Source organism: Desulfonema magnum, assembly GCF_017377395.1.
GTDB lineage: Bacteria > Desulfobacterota > Desulfobacteria > Desulfobacterales > 4be13 > Desulfonema_C > Desulfonema_C magnum.
In genome coordinates this window covers 618,737-641,927 of sequence record NZ_CP061800.1, presented here as the reverse complement: position 1 = coordinate 641,927, position 23,191 = coordinate 618,737, and the positions used below count along the sequence as shown (strand labels likewise).

Sequence of the window (23,191 nt, the reverse complement as noted above, 5' to 3'; positions counted from 1 at the left end):
AAGCATATATATCTGTATGCGACATATGCGGAAATTTTTTGGCATAATCTAAGTTATGCCCAGTATAGGCAACAATAAAAGAAAGGTAAGGACAAATATTATGTCAGATGATAACAAACATAACATTCTATATTTTGAAGGTTCATCAGTACGAAAACTTTATGAAAATATGGAGACTTGGCAGCATGAGAATCGTAAACGATTTCTTTCGACAAGTATTCAGAAAGACGGTGATAAGTTTTGTTGTATTGCTTTAACTAATCCGTCTGAAGTCGTTGTTGTTTGTGGCAAGTTTGAACATCAGGCTTTTGTTACTGACGGTTGTCTCAGCGTAAAAAAATACTGATTATAACGGATTCAGGGGAGGGCGAGGCATGCTGAAATTATCATGTCACATGACGCCGTCCTCCCCGGACGTCATTCCGGGGAAAACCGAACCAGGGTTTACGGGGCCAGGTTACGGGGTCGTCAAGTTACGGGGTCGGGCCGTGACAACAGACGGATTAGCTGTTTATTTTGGCTTGAAATTGGGCCTGTATCGCTTTTTTCAGGGTCAAAAAGTGTGATGTAGAAAAAAATCTGCCAGTCCTGCACAAGTAAGTACCTGATCAAAAATTTTTTATACACCTTTTTTTCTGTGAGCGGCTGAGAAACCCGGCTTTTTCCTTTGTCGGAGAAGCATCATTCCGGAAAAAAAAGCCGGGTTTCTTCTTCGGGAAGATATTAAAAACTTATGGTTAGGTACTTAGTGATGAATGAGATTCAGTGTCCTGACAACCGGGGAACTGAACGGGATTCATCACGACCTTTGCAGGACTACCAGTTATTTTATCCTGTACTGATGAGGCAAAACAAAAATTTATGGAAACCACTCATCATATTATTTTTGAAAATTCAAACAACATGGTCGGTATCCCGTCGGACAGTGTTGACCTGGTTGTCACATCGCCGCCTTACCCGATGATTGAAATGTGGGATGAAATGTTTTCCGGGCAGAATCGGAAAATACATGAAGCTCTGAACAATCAGGACGGCTCACAGGCATTTGAACTGATGCACAAAGAACTTGATGCGGTTTGGAACGACGTCCGGAGAATACTGAAAAAAGGCGGTTTTGTATGTATCAACATAGGAGATGCCACAAGAACCCTGAACGGGAATTTTGCCTTATATCCGAACCATTCAAGAATTGTGTCACAGATGCTCAGAACAGGCTTTACCGCATTGCCGGAAATCTTATGGCGGAAACAGACCAACGCGCCGAATAAATTTATGGGATCAGGAATGTTACCAGCCGGAGCGTATGTCACCCTGGAGCATGAATTTATCCTGATATTCAGAAAAGGTGAAAAAAGAGAATTTAAAAAAAATACTGAAAAAACAGAGCGAAGAAAAAGTTCATATTTCTGGGAAGAGAGAAACGTCTGGTTTTCTGACATATGGACGGATTTAAAGGGCACATCTCAGCATCTGTCTGACACCAAAATAAGAAAAAGAAGCGCGGCGTTTCCCTTTGAAGTCCCGTACAGACTGATAAACATGTTTTCCGTAAAAGGCGACACTGTTCTGGATCCTTTTTTGGGCATAGGCACAACAACTTATGCGGCAATGGCAGCTTGCAGAAACTCCGTGGGCTACGAATTGGAATCAGGATTCAGAGATTTGATATTTTCAGGAGCAGACAAGATTGTGCCTTATTCAAATAAACGTATCAGCAAGAGAATAACAAGTCATCTGGACTTTGTAAAACAAAGATTCAAGGCAAAGGGCAGATTCAGGCATATCAATAATAATTATAATTTTCCTGTTATTACACAACAGGAGAAGGAACTCATTTTTAATGAATTAATCTCGGTTACTATAAAGGATAAAGATGTTATCGAAATAACTTATTCGGACAGCCCGCAAGATAAATTTTGTATTGATGAAAAAGACTGTTTCAACATGCAAATAATTAACCAGATATCGCCAAAAAGAAAACACTAGTGTTCTAAAAATGGAGCTAAACTTTATAACTATCTGAATCAATACTTTAAATATTGGAACAAGTCCAGTTTTAGAACACTGCCGATTTTCAAATTCTCAATTTTTTTCACTCAGTCGTCCTTTGTTCAAGCGAAGCCGCCGCCATTTGGTACCTGACCAGAATTCTTTCCATACAGCTTTTTCTGAGGCTAACATCGCATGATAACGTGAGCCCGGGGACGCTGCCAGGTTCTCCGGTGCATCATCCTCCGCGATTTTTCCATGCTCTATCACCAGCACCCGTTCAAATATCTGGGTTTCTCTTACATCGTGGGAGATGAAAATCAGATTTGCTCCCTGCCAATGCTCACGGGACCGGACCAGTAATTCCCGACGTTTTTCCCGGTCAAGCCCACGGAACGGCTCATCAAGAATCACCAGCCTGACCCCGGAACGCAGCATGGCCCGTCCCAGTCTGACGCGCTGGCCTTCGCCGCCTGAAACAAGTCCGCCGCCCTCTCCGAGATTTGTTTGAAGACCATGAGGAAGTCTTTCCAACACGCTCAGGAGATCAGCCTTTTCAATGGCCGAGGTAATAGGTGAACTATTGGAAATGGTCGCGCCATAGTGAAGATTCTCAAAAAAGGTACGGTTCCATATCTGTACGGCCGGATCAACCCACGCAATTTCCTGTCGAAACGATTGCAGACGCTGTCCGGTGAGCAGTTCGCCATCAATTAAAATGCGGCCTGGCGATGGACGATGCCAGCCTAAAAAAAGCCCTGCCAATGTTGACTTGCCCGCGCCTGACGGCCCTACAATGGCGATATGTTCCCGGGGCTGCATGGTGCAATTTATGTTATTCAGAATGGTTTGTCCCCCTGTCCGAACACTTACATTTTCCAAAGATATGGCAACGCCTTTCTCCTCTGCTGTCTTCTGCGAACAGTGTTCTGATGTTTCGTGTCCGTTTATTTCGGTTTCATCAGGTGCGCCCAGGGGTTCAAGCAATCTCAGAATTCTGTTCCGGTGCATGGGATATTGTTTGGCAAATCCGGCCAGCGCATTTCCCAAAGCCGGGAGATTCAGGGTCCAGTAAAAGAGTAACAAAACCCCGCTGGCTTCCCCGCCCTGGCTGATGTAATTGAATAAAATCCAAATGGCGAACCCTGTTCCCACCAAAGCCTCGACCGCCTGAATGAGTATCTCAGCCTTTAAAAAATCCATACCGGAACGAATCCATTCCAGCAGCAGACTTCCATGTTCACGCCGGACAGCACGTTCCGCGCAGTGTGTACGGATCGGAATCAGTCCGAGCAACGCATCAAGATAGAAGCGGCTCAGTGCCCCGATGTGAGTACGGAGGCGAAGGTCCTGCTCTGTCAGAAGGGGCTGGGCTGCAAAGGATATGGCAATGGAAAAAAAAGTTGCCAAAATGGCAAGCAGGGCGCTGTTGGGAAAAAGACAGATCACACCGGCCGCCGTCAGAATGATCTGAAAGCATAAGCGGAGAAAATTTGCTCCCAGTCCCGGCAGGGTCCGAATCTGGCGAAGTTCATGAACCCGCTGGGCCATATCCGAGGTGAGGCGGCTGTGGAAATACCTGTCGCTGAGACGCGGAATTTTTTTCAGAAAAACAATTCTCAGACGGATTTCAAGACGCTGAGACATCCGCAGTATGATAACGGAGACAGGAATTTCAAGGAAAAGAAGTCCGGTGACAAAGATAAGAACCGCGCCTGTGACGCCGATGCGCTGACCAAAGAGGTTCAGCGTGTGGCAAATATCCAGAAGTCCCCGAAGCAGGAGTACTTCAACAGCCAGGCCATAAGCCGCCATTGCCAGGGCGGCTGTGAGAACAGCAGGCGTGAGCAGACCGTCTTTTCGCAAAAACCGAAGGATTTCAAGCTCCGGCCGAGTCGGTTCTTCCTCAAGTGCGGCTATGAGTTCGGGAGAAAGCGGTTCAGATTCTCCTCCGGCTTCCTCATGTTCTTCCGGCTCATCAGTCTCAGACTTACGGACGACGGTTCGCCGTCCCTCCACATGCACAAGCACAGCCCCTTTAAAGCAGAGATGTTCTTCCTCATCGTCCGTGTCAGTCTGTACTCGTACAGACCAGTAGGCTGAAGGAATGATTTCTTTTTTTTCTGAGGACTGTTTCCTTGCCTTTTCAAAAAAAGAATGAAGAACACCTCCGGCTTCTTCTCCGCGATCCAGACCTCCGGCTCGCACCATGGCACTGACCATGCGGGTTGCCGCGTCCAGTGCGGCAAAAGAATGCCATCCGGGGTCTTGCGATGCCGTGTCAATCAATGTTTCTGCCTGTGTGCTTTCAATCCCCAGGTTAAAGATACAATGGGTCAGAGGCTCGCAGAATCCTTCTGAGCCTGCCCAGTCCCGCCACGTCTCCGCGGGCAAGGGGTAGGTATGCACATAAACCTGGCCGAGAAATCGCGAATGTGTCAGCCATCGTCTGCCCGTGGAAGGATCCATAATCTGAACAAAAGGGCCATGTACGCGCCAGGCCACCACAAAATGAACCAGTCCGTTAGGAAGACGGACCACCACAACCGCGGGCAGCGCCTGAGCCTGGGGTAAAAGCAGGTGGTCAGCCGGGACCATGATCTGTTCCGCGATCAGTCCCAGTTTTATTGCCACCTCCTCCAGCGTGTTAATGGAGGTTCCGTCAACACTGGTCTGACATGCCTCCCGGAGACGCCCATAACTGGCAGAAATGCCGAAGCCTTCCAAGAGACATTTGAGGGTCGCGGGTCCGCAGTCCATGGCAGAGGTCTGGACGACCTCCGGCACAAAAAATCGCCGTTCGGTTGTAAAAGTATCAGATGTCATTGGTTTGAGTTAATCCTCTGCTATTTGAAAACTTCCCACGTCTCATACAATTCATTCCTCACGTCCCTCGCCCCTCGCCCCGCTTCTTCTGAGGGCTGAGAGAAATTTTGGAGGTGTCAGCAAACAGCCCGGAAGCACGCATGACCAGAACGGCCGGTGAAATGTGTTCAACTTCGATCTGAACCTGACCGGTCAGGCCCTCATAAAGAGGGGTCGGAATCACCGCTCCGGGCAGAGGAAAGAGTTCAACCCGGACTGTGCGTGTTCCGCGGCCCTGATCATTCACTTTCATAACAATGGCCGGAATGATTCCGGCTCTGTTTCCGATATCACCGTCAAGACGCAGACGGGCATGCTGCCCGCATCGGATACGGTTCAGGACACCCGGGGGGAAATCAGCCAGCACACGGCTGCCTTTTGTTATGCGGATCTTCTGACTGGTTTCGCAAAGTGTGACCCGAGCCAGGAAAAACCAGAAACTCCAAATAGTTAAAAATATTATCATCACAATGGCTGTTGCCAGGGGGACCCGGAAACGGCTCGCATTGAGAGAATGTATGGAACGGGAAAACGGGACTGACACAAAAACCTCCTTTATTTATAATAATTTACGATATTAAACCATAAAAAATCGGACATGTCAAAGCTTTGTTTGTTATCAGCAGATATCCGCGCCGGAATCCCCTCTCATGGGGAAAAATTTTCATCTGCTGATTGTAAATGGGTGTTATAAGTACCCGGCCAAAAGTTTTTCGGTATTTTATCGGCGATGTCCCCTGATAATTCCGACACAATGAACCATGAAAGCCGCCCTGCCCTCTGACCCCTGACCCCTTTCCCCAATGCTGTTTTAGGCAATTCCGAACGGGTCCGGAGTGCAAAAATTATATTTTTGCGCCTGCGAAAAAGCATTTTTCGCACTCCGGAGAAAACACCGGAAAACCCGCTTACGTTTAACTCAACAGTATTGGCCCCTTTCCCGGAGTCACAACAAAATATAAAAATTGTATAATACTTGCCGACAACTGACTTTTATAAAATGATCGCGAATCGCCTTTGTAGGATTGAGAAAACTATTTGAAATAACAATAAGTTGTTAATTCCAGGCGAATATTTTGGAAGCATTTTCGATCTGTGAATAATAAAAAGAATAAAAAAGATTATAAATCCCGCTATTTTTTTGCTTTACTTTTTCTGACTTTTAAGGTATAATAACAAATTATGTATTAAAAAAAAATTAATAAAAAGCATCCTGATTTTGTATCAACTATCTGTAATCAAAAATATTTTACACTTAAATTTTCTGCCATTTTCTCAGTTTTTACAGAAAATCCTGTCTGAAGCCCGTGTCACTTTTTTATCACAGTCTCTGATTAAAAGGAAAACGCTATGAAAACATTAAATCTCCGAAAAACAATGAGTTTTGACAACACCCCACGCCTGTTTCAGATTATTGTGGTGCTGACCGGGGTGTTGTTTTTTGCTGTTCCGTGTACGGCCGGTGTGGTGATGAACACCAACGACACTGGAGCAGATTCGCTGCCCCAGGTCATTGCAGATGCTGCTGCGGGTGAAACCATTACCTTTGACAGTGGCATTGCCAACAGCACCATCATTTTTGCCAGCCAGATAGATATAGGCAAAAATCTGACCATTGACGGCGAAACCAATAATATCACTGTGAGCGGGGGCGGCAGTGTCCGTATTTTTTTTATATCGGGTTCTTCTGCCGTGACTCTCGCCAATCTTACCATCAGCAATGGCAAAGCCACCGGTGCTGGTGAGGGCGGAGGCATCTGTATAGGCAATGATGCGACACTGACAGCCGACAATTGCACATTTTCCAATAATCAGGCGACTTACGGAGGGGCTGTTGACGCTTACGGCACCCTGAACGCCAATCCGAACTGAGCAGGAGGGCGAACCTGTCGGAGATGACTATCCGAAACAAACGAGGGAGATGACAATCAGAGACAGGCGGAAAAAAATCTGTGCAATCCGTGCAATCCGTGTTAATCAGTGGTTCAGACACTTAAAAAAAACAACAACAAAGGAGGTCAGACATGAATTTTTTCCTGTCAGTTTTGGTAATTACGCTAATAGCAGCGGCGCTCCGGGCCATATTTGGCAGTGCCGGCCTTATAACAAAAAAAATGTCCCCTGCCCAGGGAAAAACGGATGCCTTCCTTGGGATGCCGAGGGTATGGAAAGAGAGGGGATCAGAAAAATTGTTCCCTGTCTTTGTTTCCATATTCACATTTATTTTGCTGATTACATCAGCGCATTCCCCTGCCCGGGCAGGATGGAGTCCCCTCGGCTCCGACATGAACGGCTGTGTCCGTGTGCTGGCGTGTGACAGCGGCGGCAATCTCTATGCCGGAGGGTACTTCAGCACAGCCGGCGGTGTCTCTGCGAAATACATTGCCAAATGGGACGGCAGCGCATGGACACCTCTCGGCTCCGGCATGAACGGCTGTGTCCGTGCGCTGGCGTGTGACAGCGGCGGCAATCTCTATGCCGGAGGGTACTTCACCACAGCCGGCGGGGTCTCTGCGAAATACATTGCCAAATGGGACGGCATCGCATGGAGCGCTCTCGGCGACGGCATGGACACCCCTGTCGATGCGCTGGCGTGTGACAGCGACGGCAATCTCTATGCCGGGGGGAACTTCACCACAGCCGGCAGGGTCTCTGCGAAATACATTGCCAAATGGGACGGCATCACATGGAGGTCCTTAAGTATAGGCATGAGCTTCCCTGTCTGTGCGCTGGTGTGCAGCGGCGGCAATCTCTATGCCGGAGGGGGCTTCACCACAGCCGGCAGGGTCTCTGCGAAATACATTGCCAAATGGGACGGCATCGCATGGAGCGCTCTCGGCGACGGCATGGACAACTTTGTCTATGCGCTGGCGTGTGACAGCGGCGGCAATCTCTATGCCGGAGGAAACTTCACCACAGCCGGCGGGGTCTCTGCGAAGAGAATTGCCAAATGGAACGGCAGCATATGGAGCGCACTCGGCTCCGGCATGAGCGGCTCTGTCTATGCGCTGGCGTGTGACAGCGGCGGCAATCTCTATGCCGGAGGGTGGTTCACCACAGCCGGCGGGGTCTCTGCGAAATACATTGCCAAATGGAACGGCAGCACATGGAGCGCACTCGGCTCCGGCATGAACAACGCTGTCCGTGCGCTGGCGTGTGACAGCGGCGGCAATTTCTATGCCGGAGGGGACTTCACCACAGCCGGCGGGGTCTCTGCAAACTACATTGCAAGGTATGTCGCTAACACTGCGCCCACGGCAGACAATGACAGCCACACCACCAATGAGGACACGCAGCTGAATATCTCCGCCCCCGGGATTTTGGCAAATGACAGCGATCCCGATTCCAATCCTCTGACAGCCGTCAAAGTGAGCGATCCGGCAAACGGCTCGGTGTCACTGGACACTGACGGCGCTTTTTCCTACACTCCCAATGGCAACTATCACGGCTCGGACAGCTTCACCTACAAAGCCAATGACGGCACTGATGATTCCAATGTTGCCACCGTTACCGTCACAGTCACTCCTGTGGATGATCCGCCGGTAATTACCGGGCAGAATCCGATATCCGTGGCCGAAGAAACCGCCCTGACTGTCATACCGGCCCATCTGACCATCACCGACCCGGACAGTTCGGTTTTCACGCTCGCAGTCTCCGGCGGAGCCAGTTACACTGTTTCGGGAACCACGATCACCCCGGCCGCGGATTTCAACGGAACCCTCACCGTTCCGGTCACGGCGAATGACGGCACAAGTGACAGCGGCACCTATAATCTCAGTGTGACCGTGACGGCAGTGAACGATGTTCCTCAGATCACAGGACAGGTTCCCCTGTCCGTGGCCGAGGACAGCTCGCTGACCGTGACCCCTGCCCATCTGACCATCACCGACCCGGACAGTTCGGTTTTCACGCTCGCAGTCTCCGGCGGAGCCAATTACACTGTTTCGGGAACCACGATCACCCCGGCCGCGGATTTCAACGGAACCCTCACCGTTCCGGTCACGGCGAATGACGGCACAAGTGACAGCGGCACCTATAATCTCAGTGTGACCGTCACGGCAGTGAACGATGTTCCTCAGATCACAGGACAGGTTCCCCTGTCCGTGGCCGAGGACAGCTCGCTGACCGTGACCCCTGCCCATCTGAGCATCACCGACCCGGACAGTTCCGCGTTCACACTCACAATCTCCCGCGGAGCCAGTTACACTGTTTCGGGAACCACGATCACGCCGGCAGCCGATTTTAACGGAACCCTCACCGTTCCGGTCACCGCGAATGACGGCACCGATGACAGCAACACCTATGATCTCAGCGTGACCGTGACAGCAGTGAACGACGTTCCTCAGATCACCGGACAGGTTCCCCTGACCGTGTCCGAGGACAGTTCGCTGACCGTGACCCCTGCCCATCTGACCATCACCGACCCGGACAGTTCCGCGTTCACGCTCACAGTTTCCGGCGGAGCCAGTTACACTGTTTCGGGAACCACGATCACTCCGGTGGCTGATTTCAATGGCACACTCACCGTTCCGGTCACAGTGAGCGACGGAAGTTCGGACAGCCCCGCTTTCAATGTCACCGTCGCTGTAAGCCCCGTGGATGATCCGCCGACTCTCGCCGCTGAAATAGCGGATGTCACCGCTGACGAGGATGCGCCGGACAACATCATTGTCCTTTCCGATGTGTTCACGGATATTGACAGTGATGTTTCGGCCATTGTGAAAACGCTGATCTCAAATACCAATTCGGATCTGGTATCAGCAGAAATTGCCGGAGACACGCTGACGCTGACGTACCAGCCGGATCAGCACGGCGAGGCTGTCATAACCGTGTCCGGCGAGTCGGACGGCAAAACTGCGGAAGACACATTCACGGTCACGGTGAACCCTGTTGACGACCCGCCCGTGGTCGCCGCTGAAATTTCAGACGCGGAAGTGACCGAGGGCGAGCCCGCCACCGTCACCGACCTGGCCGGCATGTTCATGGACATTGACAACGACGATTCGGCCATCATTCTCACCGTATCCGGCGACAATCCATCGCTGGTTGTCCCGTCGCTGGAGGGAAACACCCTGACGCTGGCATATCAGGAAGATCAGATCGGAATGGCGACGGTGACGGTGACAGCCGAATCGGGCGGAAAGACAGTGACGGAGGAATTTGCCGTGACCGTCCTCCCCCGCACGTATGCGATTTCCGGAAATGTGACATATTTCAGCAACGCCCTTCCGGTTTCCGATGTGCTGATAACCCTTGAGGGGACAAATTTTTATACCGGTGATCCGGTAACGGACACAGCCCTCACCGACAAAGCCGGAACTTACACATTTTCCGATGTTGTCCGGGGAGATTATACCATCACGGCGTTCAGAGATGATGAGGCAGTTACCGAGAGCCTGAGTGCGACAGATGCTTCGAAAATAGCCCTGTCCGTGCTTGGAAAACAGGTTCTCAGCGAAATGCAGAAAAAAGCGGCAGATGTGACCGGAAACGGCTCGGTCACGGGTCTGGACGCTTCGAGGCTGGTGAGGTTCACAACCGGTCTGATACCTGCCATGAGTGATAACGGCAAAGCGGCCTCCTGGCAGTTCGACACAGATTCGTCGGAGCTATCCCCGGATTCGGACATGGAAAACCTGGACTTTGTGGCGGCGATAACCGGAGATGTGTCAGGAAACTACTCGCCGGGATCCTCCCCCGGGGCCCTCCGCACATCCCGTGTTTCAGAGGTCTCCGTCACCGTGACCCCGGGAGAGATACTGTCCGTTCCTGTTATCCTGGAGCAGGAAACAGCGATGGAAGGCATTGACATCCGGATCAGCTATGACAGCGACATGCTTGCTCCCGCGGATGTGATCCTGGCGGGCGGCATTTTGGAATATGAGGATTACGAACTGACGGTCAATACGGACAGGGACGGTGAAATATCGCTTGCAATTTTTGCCATATCAGATATATTCACAGGGAGCGGGACCGTTGTCACAGTGAACTTTGATGTCATCGGCCCGAAAGGCAGTTCTGTTCTTGAGTTTGTGGAGTTCAGATGTAACGAAATCCCCGTGTCTGACAGATACGACGAATCCCGTGACACCGGAGCCGTGTCCGGCGGCTTTTATTTGAACGGCGCACTTTCCCAGTGTCTCAGGATCAGAATCGACGCGGAAGGCGAAACCGTGACATATGACCTGAACGGAGACGGCAGAACCGCGGTGGAAGATGCCATTATCGCATTGCGCCGGGGAGATTTGGAAGGGGCAATCCGGGCATTGCAATGTCTGACAGAAGTCATTCATTAAAGGAGTGCTGAAATCACATTTCAGCATATTCACTCCTGTGACAAAGGGGCTAAGGAGCTGGAAACATGGAAGCTTTAAAGATACTGTCCCGGAATGAGGAAGCCCGGCAGGAAGCGTGCCTGGATATCCCTGCCGGGGACGACAGGATTTCAAAGAAAAAACCCGGGTTTTTCTCACGGAATCAGCTCCTTTTCCTGGCAGAAAAAAGCCGGGTTTCTCTGCCGACCGGAGACAAAAAAGATGTATGAAAAACTTTTGCTCAGGTACTTACAATGACCGATTTGCCCGCAAAAAATTGAAACGGGATTTGGAATTTGAAACTTATTTTTTTATATGGTTAGATAAAAATGGCTGAACATAAATTATTTTCCAAATTTGGACAAATCTGCTCATATGCTGTGGAATCTTTATGCTTGTTTGTGTGTCTGACTTTCCTGTTCGTCTGTTCAGACCGGGCATTTGCACAGGAAACAGAATTTAAAGTGACTTATGGAGTAGCAGTATCAATTCCGGTTCGTCTGAATGAGACAACTATCGAGAATGTTGATATTGAAATAACTGGCTATGATGCTGCTGTGCTTGAGGCAACGAGTGTCACATTGGCGGGCGGGATTCTGGAAAATCAGACGGATTATGCCTTTATGGATGACGTGGCGTCTGACAGGGCCAGTGTCGTCATTTTCGCGCGGGGAGATTTAGTTACAGCCAGCGGAGACCTTCTGTTTGTAACCTTTAATGTAATTGGAGAAGCAGAGACAACCCTCTCGTTCTCAAAATTTGAGTGCAATGAACTTGCCTGTAATGGCGGATTCAATGTCAATGACAGGCTCTCTCAGTCCCTTAAAATCTTAATTAATCATGCGCCTGTAGCTGATGACGGTGCGCTGGAAACAGATGAGGATAACTTGGTAAGCGGTATGCTGACCGCCAGTGATACAGACGCTGATCCCCTGACTTACACGATTCTCAGTGAAACAGCCAAAGGGACGGTTGAAATTACGGATGAAACTAGCGGCGAATTCACATATACGCCTTATGAAAACGAAAATGGTACAGATACCTTTACCTATCAGGTCAGTGACGGAACAGCCGATTCAGATATCGCCACATTCACTATTGAGATTCATCCCGTCAATGATCTGCCGGTTTTCACCAGCACCTCAGTCACGGCTGCGACTCAGGATGCGGTTTATACTTATGCGATTACAGCCTCAGATGTTGATATCACAGATATCCTCACGATCACGGCACTGATTCAGCCTGATTGGCTTGATCTGACAGATAACGGCGACAGAACCGCAACGTTTACCGGTACCCCGGGAAATGATCATGTGGGCGAACATCCTTTGGAACTGCAAGTCAAAGACACTGAGGGAGGAATAAATACACAGTCCTTTATGATCACTGTGGCGAATATCAATGATCCTCCGGTGTTTGACAGCCTCCCTGTTACTGATATCGAGGAAGATACGGTTTACACATACAGCATAGCCACCACGGACATTGATCTGGGTGACACCCGAACTGTCACAGCGCCGACGTTGCCGGAGTGGCTTGAATTAACAGATAACGGGGATGGAACTGCGACGCTCACCGGGACCCCGGGAAATGATCATGTGGGCGAGCATCCTTTGGAACTGCAAGTCAAAGATGCTGATGGGTCGGAAGACACACAGCCCTTTACAATCACGGTGAAAAACATCAACGATGCGCCCGTTTTTGAGAGTACGCCTGTTATAGAAGTTGCGGAAGACACAGTTTACACATACAGCATTGTCAGCACGGATATTGATCTCGGCGATACCCGAACCATTATTGCGTCCGCGCTGCCGGACTGGCTTACGCTGACCTATAACGGAGACGGAACTGCGACCCTTGAGGGAACACCTGCCAATGAGGATGCAGGTGTTCATGATGTGGTGTTACAGGTTACTGACGCTGGCGCAGCAACGGACACACAGATATTCAGCATCACGGTGACGAATGTCAATGACACACCTCTCTTTAGCAACATGCCAGTCACCAATGCCACGGAAGATGAGGTTTACACTTACAATATTGCCACAAGCGATCCTGATGCAGAGGACATTCGTACCATTACAGCCCCGATCCTTCCTGAATGGCTTATTTTCACAGACAACGGAGACGGAAATGCCCTCCTCACCGGAACACCTGAGAATAAGAATGTCGGAGCGCATGAAGTGTCTCTGCAAGTTAAGGACATGGCCGGGGCCACAGATGCGCTGTCATTTGTTATCACAGTGGCAAATGTCAATGATCCGCCAGTTTTCAAGAGTGAGGGCATTCCCGATGCAACAGAGGATGTTCTTTACACTTACGATATTACGACTAAAGACCCTGATAAGGGCGACGCCCGGACCATCACCGCACCGACGCTTCCATCATGGCTGACGTTGGCGGATCACGGAGACGGAACCGCAAGCCTCACCGGAACCCCTCTCAATGACGATGTGGGGGATCATGACATCAGACTGAAAGTCAGAGATACGGATGAGTCAAAGGAATTTCAAGAGTTTATAATTCATGTGGAAAACATCAATGATGCCCCGATTCTTGAAAGCGGTGGCAACATGATTCTGACAGCAATAAATGAAGATGTCGCGGACGACATCAACACAGGCACATTGATTTCTGAAATCATCGCCAGCAGCGGGACAGATGCCGTAACCGATGCTGACGCGGCTGCGACCGAAGGTATTGCCGTTATTACGGCGGATATGACCAAGGGCGATTGGCAATATGATGAAAACCGTGACGGTATTTTTACAGATTTCCCTGAAGACATTGCCGAAAACAAATCTGTATTGCTGAAAGATACTGCCCTCATCCGTTTTGTTCCTCATGCTGATTTTAATGGGAAGGCTGAGATATCCTTCCGGGCCTGGGATCAGACTGAGGGCGAAAACGGCGATACTGGCTCGGACACCACTGGCAATGGCGGTACGAGTTCTTTTAGCGAAGAAATCGGAACGGCGATTATTGTTGTGCAGGCAGTTAATGATGCGCCTGTGGTCTCTGGTTCGCCGAGTGACATTGTCAATGAAGACAGTTTTTACAGTTTCATTCCCACTGCAAATGACACAGAGGCTGAGGATGTTCTGACTTTCTCCGTTGCCAATCCGCCAATGTGGGCAGATTTTAATCCGGCGACCGGAGAAGTGATCGGCACACCGGGAAATGATGATGTCGGCACAACCGAGGGCATCGTCATCAGCGTGTCGGACGGCACGGAAACGGTCAGTATGCCCGCCTTTGATATTACCGTGGTCAATACCAACGACCCCCCGGCCATCTCCGGCTCCCCCCCGACGAATGCTGATGAAGACAGCGCATATAGTTTCACTCCCGCTGCCAGCGACGAAGACGCTGAAGACACGCTGAGTTTTTCCGTCACCAATCTGCCGGAATGGGCGAGTTTTGACGAGGCTACCGGAGAAGTGAGCGGCATACCGGGAAATGATGATGTCGGCACAACCGAAGGCATCGTCATCAGCGTGTCGGACGGCACGGAAACGGTCAGCCTGGAAGCTTTCGATATTGCCGTGATCAACACCAATGATGCGCCGACCATCTCCGGCACACCCCCGACGAGTGTTGATGAAGACACCGCTTACAGTTTCACTCCCATCGTTAGTGACGAGGATGCTGAGACGACGCTGAATTTTTCAGTTGCCAATTTGCCGGAATGGGCAAGTTTTGACGAGGCTACGGGCGAACTGAGCGGCACACCGGGAAACGATGATGTCGGCACAACCGAGGGCATCGTCATCAGCGTGTCGGACGGCACGGAAACGGTCAGCCTGGAAGCTTTCGATATTGCCGTGATCAACACCAATGATGCGCCGACCATCTCAGGAACACCCCCGACGAGTGTTGATGAAGACACCGCTTACAGTTTCACTCCCATCGCCAGTGACGAGGATACGGATACGCTGAGTTTCTCAGTTGCCAATTTGCCGGAATGGGCGAGCTTTGACGAGGCTACCGGCGAACTGAGCGGCACACCGGAAAATGATGATGTCGGCACAACAGAGGGTATCGTCATCAGCGTGTCGGACGGCACGGAAACGGTCAGCCTGGAAGCTTTCGATATTGCCGTGATCAACACCAATGATGCGCCGACCATCTCAGGAACACCCCCGACGAGTGTTGATGAAGACACCGCTTACAGTTTCACTCCCATCGCCAGTGACGAGGATACAGATACGCTGAGTTTCTCAGTTGCCAATTTGCCGGAATGGGCGAGTTTTGACGAGACTACCGGCGAACTGAGCGGCACACCGGAAAATGATGATGTCGGTATGACCGAAAGCATTATCATCAGCGTGTCGGATGAAACGGAAACAGTCAGTCTGCCTGGTTTTGATATTATCGTGATCAACACCAATGACGCCCCTGTGATCACAGGCCAGAATGAGTTAGGCACGGAAGCCAAAAACGGTCTGACCATTACACTGGATGATCTGACTGTGACAGATCCGGACAACACGTTCCCTGATGATTTCACGCTCACGGTTCTGGACGGAGAAAATTATACCCGTGAGGAGAACATCATCACTCCCGAACCCGGTTTTAATAACACGCTCACGGTTCCGGTAAAAGTAAATGACGGGCAGGCCGACAGCGAAGTTTTCAATCTCAGTATCCTCGTGACTGAGACGAATGAGCCGGTGGTCATTACCGGTCAGCGACCATTATCTGTGAGAAGTGAAGACTCGCTCACAATTATTTTAAATGATTTGGAAGTGACAGACCCGGAGAATACCTATCCGCAAGGTTTCTCATTAGTGGTTCCGGATGGAGAAAACTACACTCGTGAGGACAAGATAATCAGCCCATTGCCCGAATTCAAAGGCACGCTTACTGTCCCGGTAAAAGTAAATGACGGAACCTCTGACAGCAATGTGTTTGATCTCCGTGTCACAGTGATAAAGAAAGATGAGGCAGATGACATGCTGCGAAGTATCAGCGGTACAATAAAAGGGCTTGCCAAAGACCAGGAAATATGGGTCAATGTCTTATCACGGTCACTGGAATCCAGCGAGATATTAAATCTGACAGGAACAGGGGATGATATTGAATACACCGTGGAAAATCTGAAACCAGCGTCTGACTATCGCGTGGAGATCAGCTCGAGCCATTATTTTTATCAGGTTTATCATGCCAAGGATGACTGGGAAGATGCGGATTTTGTGGATTTGTCAAATGATGACGCTGCGGGCATTGATTTTACACTGATTCCTGACAATGCTGTAATTTCCGGAACAGTTATCTTTCCGGACGGAGCATCTCCGGCCGAGAGCGCACGCATAGATGTGTATTCTCCGTCAACAGGCGCAAGAGGAGAAGCAAAAGCAGTTCTTGAAGAACCAGATACGCGGGAAGTCCCGTATGAGGTTACTGGCCTGCTTCATGGAGATGATTACATTGTTTCCGTATGGCCGGATAATTATAAAAGCCAGTATTATGACGCTACTGAAATAGAGGGCGACGCAAAAGAGGTGGATACGGATTCTCCAAATGCCAAAGAGATTCATTTCATTCTTCAGGCAGGCGTCGCTATCTCCGGTACGATATTCGGAGAAGATGTGGCCGGAACTTATGTGGAGGCATGGTCAGAGATCGCTGATTTGGAAAAAGGAACCATTGTGTCAGAAGACGGGACTTATGTTATTGAAGGGCTTAAACTGGCTCCCGACTTTAAGGTGAAAGCTCAGAAAGCGAATATAGCACCTTTTTTCTATCATGAAGCAGAGAATGCTGTGAGAAGCATTGAACTTGCCTCTCTCGTCAGCACTGAGAACGGAAATCCGGAGCATATTGACATCACAATGGATGAAGGGGAAATCGTCACCGGAATTGTGCAGGATGAGAACGGCAACCCTGTTGCCGGTGTATGGATAGAGGTACAATCCGAATCCGGGGACACAGGCTACGGCGGCATCTATACCAGTGAACACGGAACTTATGAATTAAAAGGGATTCCCGCAGACGAAGAATATAAGATTTCTGCCAAGCCGGACTGGTCTCTCCCCTACTCGTCAGAGGAAAGCAGCGGAGGCCCCGGAGATGGCAACGTGGCAGAGCTTCAAGTGAAGTTAAGAGAAGCGTATAAAATTGAAGGCATGATAACAGACGAAAATGGTTCGCATATTTCAAATGTGAATGTTGAAATTTCCTCAGATTCCCAAAAATTTCACGGATGGAGTACGGTTCCGGCTGAAACAAATGATCTGCATATTCTCAAGCCTTACGAAATCAGCGGACTTCCCCCGGCCGATGATTATGTGATTACGGCACGACCGCCCGAAAGTTCTTCTTATGCTGTTTTTACCGAGAAAAATATTTCCATCCACAGTGATACAGTCATGGATATCACTCTGACATCGGCTTTGGAAATCAGAGGAGCGATTCAGACAAAGGATGCCGAAGAAGTGAAAGGCGTCAAGGTGATCATTGTTTCAGGAGAGACAAATTTCCGTGCGGAAGTGATTACCGACAAAGACGGTTTCTACGAAATTACGAATATGCCCGACGCGTCGGATTATGTAATAACCACGGTCTCAGATGAATATACGTCTCAGGAAGAACCGATAGACTTAGAGGAAGTCATTGATATTGGTATTGTTTTTACCCTCGAAGAAGGAAGCGGAATCAGCGGTGAGGTAAAGGACAAAATTACCGGCGATCCTCTGCCGGGAATATTTGTGGGAGCTTATTCGGAGAGTATGAGAGATATTCCCAATTACAGCGGAGTCGCTGTCACTGATGAAAAAGGCTGTTATACCATAGAAGGTCTGCAAAAAAAATATGAAGACGGCACAGTGGTCAATGACTATGTGGTCGGTGTGAATGCAGAAGATTATCCGCCCTCGGACCAGAGCGGAAAAGCAGTCGATGAGAAAGTTGATTTTTTTCTTGATCACGGCGGTTCTATTTCAGGCAGGATAACAGGACTTGATGACAAGCCTGATGATGTTGTGCTGGATCTTTTTGAAAATAAGGGGAATTTCATTAAAAGCGTAGTCGTGAAAAGTGACGGAAGCTTTGATGCCACAGGATTATCTTTTGATAAACAATATCAGCTGAGGTTCACAGCATTTCTGAACGATGGCCGAGAACTGATACAATGGGCCGATGAGGAAGATATCGGCTTTGATGACCCAGACCCCAATGGCAATGTCAATCCGGTTGAAGCTAAAGTTTACGAGACGGGTGAAACCATAAATTTCAGGTTTGATGAGAATTCGGCCAGCAGCAGAAAAGGAGAAGGAAGAAGCCGGAATTCATGTTCGGACACCTCGGAAAATCCTCTGAAAATCAGTTCTGTGGCCTCGGACATCGTGACCAACAGCCCTGAAGTAACCGTGAAATGGGAATCCTCTTCGGAGAATCCTGATGAGAAATATTATCATCTGTTTAACAGAGACGCCGACTTTGCCATAACCAAACGCAACGCACCCCGTAGCAGTCCGGTAAAAATCAGACGGGTGACCAGTCAGAGCCTTACTGGCGACGATGTGGGATATGCTTTTCATGTCGCATCTGTGGATGAGAGAGGACGTATTGGCAAAACCGCCAGCCTCGGATTCAATATTGACACGGTTCCGCCTTCCAGTCCCACTGTGACAGCGCCTCCGTTCACACTGACCCGGGACGTTTCTCTGACCCTGGGCGCGACAGGAGCCTCGGAGGTGTATATCAGCAACACAACTTACGGTGAGGGATACCATTGGGAAAAACTGATAAAAACCCGGGAATGGAAACTGACCCAAGGGGAGGGACTTAAAAAAATATATGTTCAATTCAGAGACAGAGCCGGAAACACGGCCAATGCGGTCGCTGTGACGGAAAAAGTCAGTTCAATGCCGGATCATTCCAAGATAACGGCTCAGGCAGGGGAGAACGGAACCATCACGCCCTCCGGTGAGATCATGGTCTGTAAGGGAGATGACGTAATATTCGCAATAGTCCCGGATGACGGATATGAAACCGATAAGGTATTCATTGACGGAGTGCCTGTGACGCTGACAGGAATTGACACATATACTTTCCAAAATGTCTCTGAAAACGCTTCAGTTACTGTGACCTTTAAAGAAAAACATCGGATCAGATACACGATAACCGCCAACGCAGGACCGCACGGAGCCATCACACCATCCGGTAAAATTTCAGTGTATGAGGGAGATGATCAGGCATTTGAAATAACCCCGAATGACGGATATGAAGTTGATACGGTTCTGGTTGACGGAAAATGCGTGAGATTAGCTGATGACAGCACATTTAATTTTATCAATATCACCAGAAACCCCTGGATATCCGTGACATTTAAACCAAAGCTTGCAAACTCTCATAAAATAATCGCCACAGCAGGACCGAACGGAACCATAACTCCGTCAGGTCTCATCATGGTAACTCAGGGCGAAAATATGACATTTACGATAACCCCTGCGGCCGGATATGAAGTGGGCACGCTTTTGGCTGACGAAGAGCCTGTCACGCTGACACCGGATAACACATATACCTTTCCGAGCGTCACTGCCGGACATAAAATTCATGTGATTTTTAACTGATCCGGAGTGCGAAAATTATTTTTCGGCACCGGGCTTCGGATTTGCCAATCCGAAGCGAGCAGGAGGAGCAGGGTCGGAGTGCTGAAATAAAATTTTAGCAGGCTTTCAAATTGGTTATTTCGGGGCAATTTGAAAATTCCCCCGAGTCAGACACAGCAGGTTTGTGCGAAAATAAAATTTTCGCACTCTTTTTTTATTTATGAGGAGATATTCAGATGAAAAGAACTTTTCCACAATTTATTGTTATCGTCATTTTGGGTTTACTCTTCTTCAATTTTCGATCTTCAGCCCAGGTGATAATGGACGGAACCATGGGCACGGACGGCATGTTAAACGGACCGCTTTATGATATCAAGGCAGAATACGGCAGGCAGGCAGGAGCCAATCTGTTCCACAGCTTCAGTCAGTTTAATGTTGATACCGGAGAGGTTGCAAACTTCAGGGTTTCACACGCTATCCAAAATATCATCACCCGGGTGACCGGCGGCAATGTCTCACTGATTGACGGCACATTGCGTTCCGAAATTTCGGAGACATCTGAGATTTCAGGCGCGAATTTATATCTGCTCAATCCGACCGGGGTGATTTTCGGAGCAAATGCCTCTCTGGATATTGGCGGCTCATTTCATATAAGCACCTCGGACTATCTGCGAATGGGAGAATATGAACGTTTTTATGTGGATCGGGATGAAGAGATACTCTCCACTGCAAGGCCGGCCGCTTTCGGTTTTCTGGACAGTGATGTTGCACCGATATCTTTTAAAGGCAGAGGAAAGATTGAAGAATCAGACTGGGACGGAAAGCCGGCGGGTCTCAGCGTCACAGAAAATGAGGCGATCTCCGTCATTGGAGGAGAGACTGAGATCACAGGCACATATTATCAGAGCGGAGATACCTCAGAACTCCTGGGCAGCCTCAGCGCTCCCGGAGGAGGAATTGACATTGCAAGCGTTGCATCTTCGGGTGAAGCGGTTGTCACGGAATCAGGATTGGATGTCTCGTCATTCAGGGCATTGGGGAAAATAACCCTTTCCGACCATGCTCTTGTCAATGTCAGTGGTGAGGGATCAGGGAATATTTTTATCAGAACAGGGCAGTTTTTTGCCAGCAATAACAGTTCAATGAAAGCCGACACCACAGGAGAGAAACACGGCGGGATAACTGAAATCCGGGCGGATACGGTGTCATTAAGTAAAAGTGACATTTTCAGCGACACAAGCGGAACCGGAAAAGGCGGAAGCATAAGGCTGTGCGTCAAGGATTTTGTTGAGCTTTCCGAGGTCAGCAAAATTTTTGCAGACGCGACAGGCAAAGAGATAAACGCGGGAGATGCCGGAGACGTTTTCATCGAAACAAAAAACATATCATTGTCCAAGGGCAGCATCGTCTCCAGTGACACATTTAACGGAGGAGGCAACGGAGGAAGTGTGACGATTTCGGGACATGACAACGGTTTTGCCGAGTTAATTGAAGTTGATGACAGCAAAGTCTATTCCGGGGCAATAGGCGGCACATTTTCAAATAGCGGAGATGCAGGGTCTGTAAATCTGAAAGCGGAAAATATTTCATTTACCAACGGCGGCTTAATCGCGAGCGAATCAACAGGAAGCGGAAAGGGCGGCCATATAATGATCCGTGCTTCGGATTCCCTATCTTTTCATGGTTCATCCTCCGGGAAAACTCCCAGCAAAGCATATACTTCCGCACTGGGAAAAGGGGAATACGCCGGAGATGCCGGGAAAATCTTTATCGAAGCGGGTAGTACCATATCCTTCAAAGATGGCGGAGGTGTCACTGCAAGCACTGAGGGAGAGGGGAACGCGGGGATTATTAAATTGGAAACCGCCAGATTGGAACTTGATACCCACGCGTCTGTCTCTTCGGCAAGCATTTCGGAGGGCAAAGGCGGTGATGCCGGCAAGATCAGCATCACGGCAGAGGATTCAGTCCGTTTAAATAACAAGAGTTTTGTCACCACATCCACTAAGGGAGAAGGCATGGCAGGAGATATCGCTTTGAAGACTCCCCGGCTTGAAATGAGTGGCAATTCAGCTATTTCTTCAGAAAGCATATCAGAAAATCAGGGCGGCAACGCTGGCAGCATTACCCTCCAGGTCAGTGAGTCAATGAAATTGTCCGGGTACAGCTCCGTAACTACGGAAGCCAGCGGGGCAGGCGGCGGAAAAATATTGGTGAATGCAGGAAATTTAATCTATTTGCTAAGGGGCGAAATTACCAGCAGCGTGCAAGTCGGCGAGGGCAAAGGCGGCGATGTCATGGTCGGCTCATCCGGAGAAGGAGAAGGAGAAGGAGAAGGCCCGCAATTCGTTATCCTGAATCATGCCCCTGTCACAGCCAATGCCGACACAGGGGATGGCGGTGCCATCTTCATCCATACAGATAATTACCTCAAATCCTCAGACAGCAAGGTCACAGCCACTTCAAAGCGGGGCAATGACGGAACCGTAAAAATAGAAGCCCCGAATCTGGATATCAGCAGTGGTCTTCTGGTTCTGCCCGCAAATTATCTTGATGCGGCCCGCTGGATGAAAATCCCATGTTCAGCCCGGACCGGGGAAAATGTGAGCCGGTTTGTGATAAGGGGGCGAGATGCCTCTGCAGCCGCTCCCGGTGATTTGCAGACAGGGCCTTCGATATGGTTTGACAATCCGGATTCCGAGAAAGAATGAATATCGCCTATTGTTAAATTATTACAAGTCGCTGCTTCGTAACGCAATACCCGGAGGCCCTCCCTCCCGTATTCAGATATCCGAATATCAGCAGATCGAAAAGTTTTCGGACTGTCGCAGTGCGAACACGACGGACGGGGGAGAAACCCGGCTTTTTCCGGCCGGGGAGACACTTCGTCCGGGAAAAAAGCCGGGTTTCTTTGCTGTCCCGCACACAGCCCGAAAACTTTTCGATCTACTGAATATCCCTCTTTAAATCAGTTGCGCAGGTTGGGTTGAGAAACAAAATCTGACACTGATGATCATCGCTCATATTGACGAATTACGGAAATGTCAGGTTTCGTTCTTCAGCCCTACCTACATATTTGATGTTCGATGTCTGATGTCTGATAAATTCCGGTCTCACTTTCATGTTTCATTGTGACCGACAGGTCATGGGCGTTTATGAAAGGGGCAAGGGGCAAGGGGCAAGGGGCCGGCCGGCTTTCATGGTTCGTTGTGACCGAAGGTCATGCCCGTTTATATGAAAGTTATTTGAGATTTGTGATTTGCCCTGACTTTCAGTGTTCATTATGACCGGCAGATCATGCCCGTTTATATAAAGAACAGTCCGGCTGTTACTTGCTTTATCAACTCATTTTTATTAAATCATGACTTGTGAAATAACAAATATTATGATATAATAGTTATAAAATAATTTTTTCCCAATTATCTCCGATCAAATAAAAAAATATTTTTTTTAAACATGGCTTGTCAA

General features: G+C 49.2%; 9 protein-coding genes. 7 read left to right on the top strand and 2 right to left on the bottom strand.

The window, feature by feature from the left end:
• Window positions 1-100: 100 nt before the first annotated feature.
• On the top strand, window positions 101-346 hold the full coding sequence (locus dnm_RS02435) for a hypothetical protein (protein WP_207681134.1): 246 nt from the start codon (window positions 101-103) through the stop codon (window positions 344-346).
• Window positions 347-861: 515 nt separating this feature from the next.
• Complete coding sequence (locus tag dnm_RS02430; RefSeq protein ID WP_207681133.1) at window positions 862-1,986, top strand: DNA-methyltransferase; 1,125 nt, start codon at window positions 862-864, stop codon at window positions 1,984-1,986.
• Window positions 1,987-2,082: 96 nt separating this feature from the next.
• On the opposite strand, the gene dnm_RS02425 is transcribed toward dnm_RS02430, so the two are convergent.
• Both dnm_RS02425 and dnm_RS02420 read right to left on the bottom strand, forming a co-directional pair.
• The gene (locus tag dnm_RS02425; RefSeq protein ID WP_207681132.1) at window positions 2,083-4,815 is read right to left on the bottom strand and encodes an ATP-binding cassette domain-containing protein; all 2,733 of its coding nucleotides are present in this window, start codon (window positions 4,813-4,815) and stop codon (window positions 2,083-2,085) included.
• A 58-nt stretch (window positions 4,816-4,873) separates the two neighbouring features.
• The gene (locus dnm_RS02420) at window positions 4,874-5,398 is read right to left on the bottom strand and encodes an efflux RND transporter periplasmic adaptor subunit (RefSeq protein ID WP_207681131.1); all 525 of its coding nucleotides are present in this window, start codon (window positions 5,396-5,398) and stop codon (window positions 4,874-4,876) included.
• An 806-nt stretch (window positions 5,399-6,204) separates the two neighbouring features.
• On the opposite strand from dnm_RS02420, the gene dnm_RS02415 reads away from it, so the two are divergent.
• The 5 genes from dnm_RS02415 to dnm_RS02395 all read left to right on the top strand — a co-directional run bounded on the left by dnm_RS02415 (window position 6,205) and on the right by dnm_RS02395 (window position 22,434).
• Window positions 6,205-6,726 carry a right-handed parallel beta-helix repeat-containing protein gene (locus dnm_RS02415; protein WP_207681130.1) on the top strand — a complete coding sequence of 174 codons (522 nt, stop codon included), beginning with the start codon at window positions 6,205-6,207 and terminating at the stop codon, window positions 6,724-6,726.
• Between the two features lie 152 nt (window positions 6,727-6,878).
• Window positions 6,879-11,150, top strand: coding sequence for a tandem-95 repeat protein (locus dnm_RS02410; RefSeq protein ID WP_207681129.1), 4,272 nt, complete (start codon window positions 6,879-6,881; stop codon window positions 11,148-11,150).
• A 65-nt stretch (window positions 11,151-11,215) separates the two neighbouring features.
• The gene (locus tag dnm_RS02405; protein WP_207681128.1) at window positions 11,216-11,398 is read left to right on the top strand and encodes a hypothetical protein; all 183 of its coding nucleotides are present in this window, start codon (window positions 11,216-11,218) and stop codon (window positions 11,396-11,398) included.
• A gap of 234 nt (window positions 11,399-11,632) precedes the next feature.
• Window positions 11,633-19,744, top strand: coding sequence for a putative Ig domain-containing protein (locus tag dnm_RS02400; protein ID WP_207681127.1), 8,112 nt, complete (start codon window positions 11,633-11,635; stop codon window positions 19,742-19,744).
• A gap of 215 nt (window positions 19,745-19,959) precedes the next feature.
• Complete coding sequence (locus tag dnm_RS02395; RefSeq protein WP_207681126.1) at window positions 19,960-22,434, top strand: two-partner secretion domain-containing protein; 2,475 nt, start codon at window positions 19,960-19,962, stop codon at window positions 22,432-22,434.
• The last annotated feature ends 757 nt before the right edge of the window (window positions 22,435-23,191 follow it).

Bases quoted from the DNA above. Each gene is read 5' to 3' on its own strand.
- dnm_RS02405 (WP_207681128.1), top strand. From the start codon at position 11,216: ATGGAAGCTTTAAAGATACTGTCCCGGAATGAGGAAGCCCGGCAGGAA.
- dnm_RS02430 (WP_207681133.1), top strand. From the start codon at position 862: ATGGAAACCACTCATCATATTATTTTTGAAAATTCAAACAACATGGTC.
- dnm_RS02410 (WP_207681129.1), top strand. From the start codon at position 6,879: ATGAATTTTTTCCTGTCAGTTTTGGTAATTACGCTAATAGCAGCGGCG.
- dnm_RS02415 (WP_207681130.1), top strand. From the start codon at position 6,205: ATGAAAACATTAAATCTCCGAAAAACAATGAGTTTTGACAACACCCCA.
- dnm_RS02395 (WP_207681126.1), top strand. From the start codon at position 19,960: ATGAAAAGAACTTTTCCACAATTTATTGTTATCGTCATTTTGGGTTTA.
- dnm_RS02425 (WP_207681132.1), bottom strand. From the start codon at position 4,815: ATGACATCTGATACTTTTACAACCGAACGGCGATTTTTTGTGCCGGAG.
- dnm_RS02435 (WP_207681134.1), top strand. From the start codon at position 101: ATGTCAGATGATAACAAACATAACATTCTATATTTTGAAGGTTCATCA.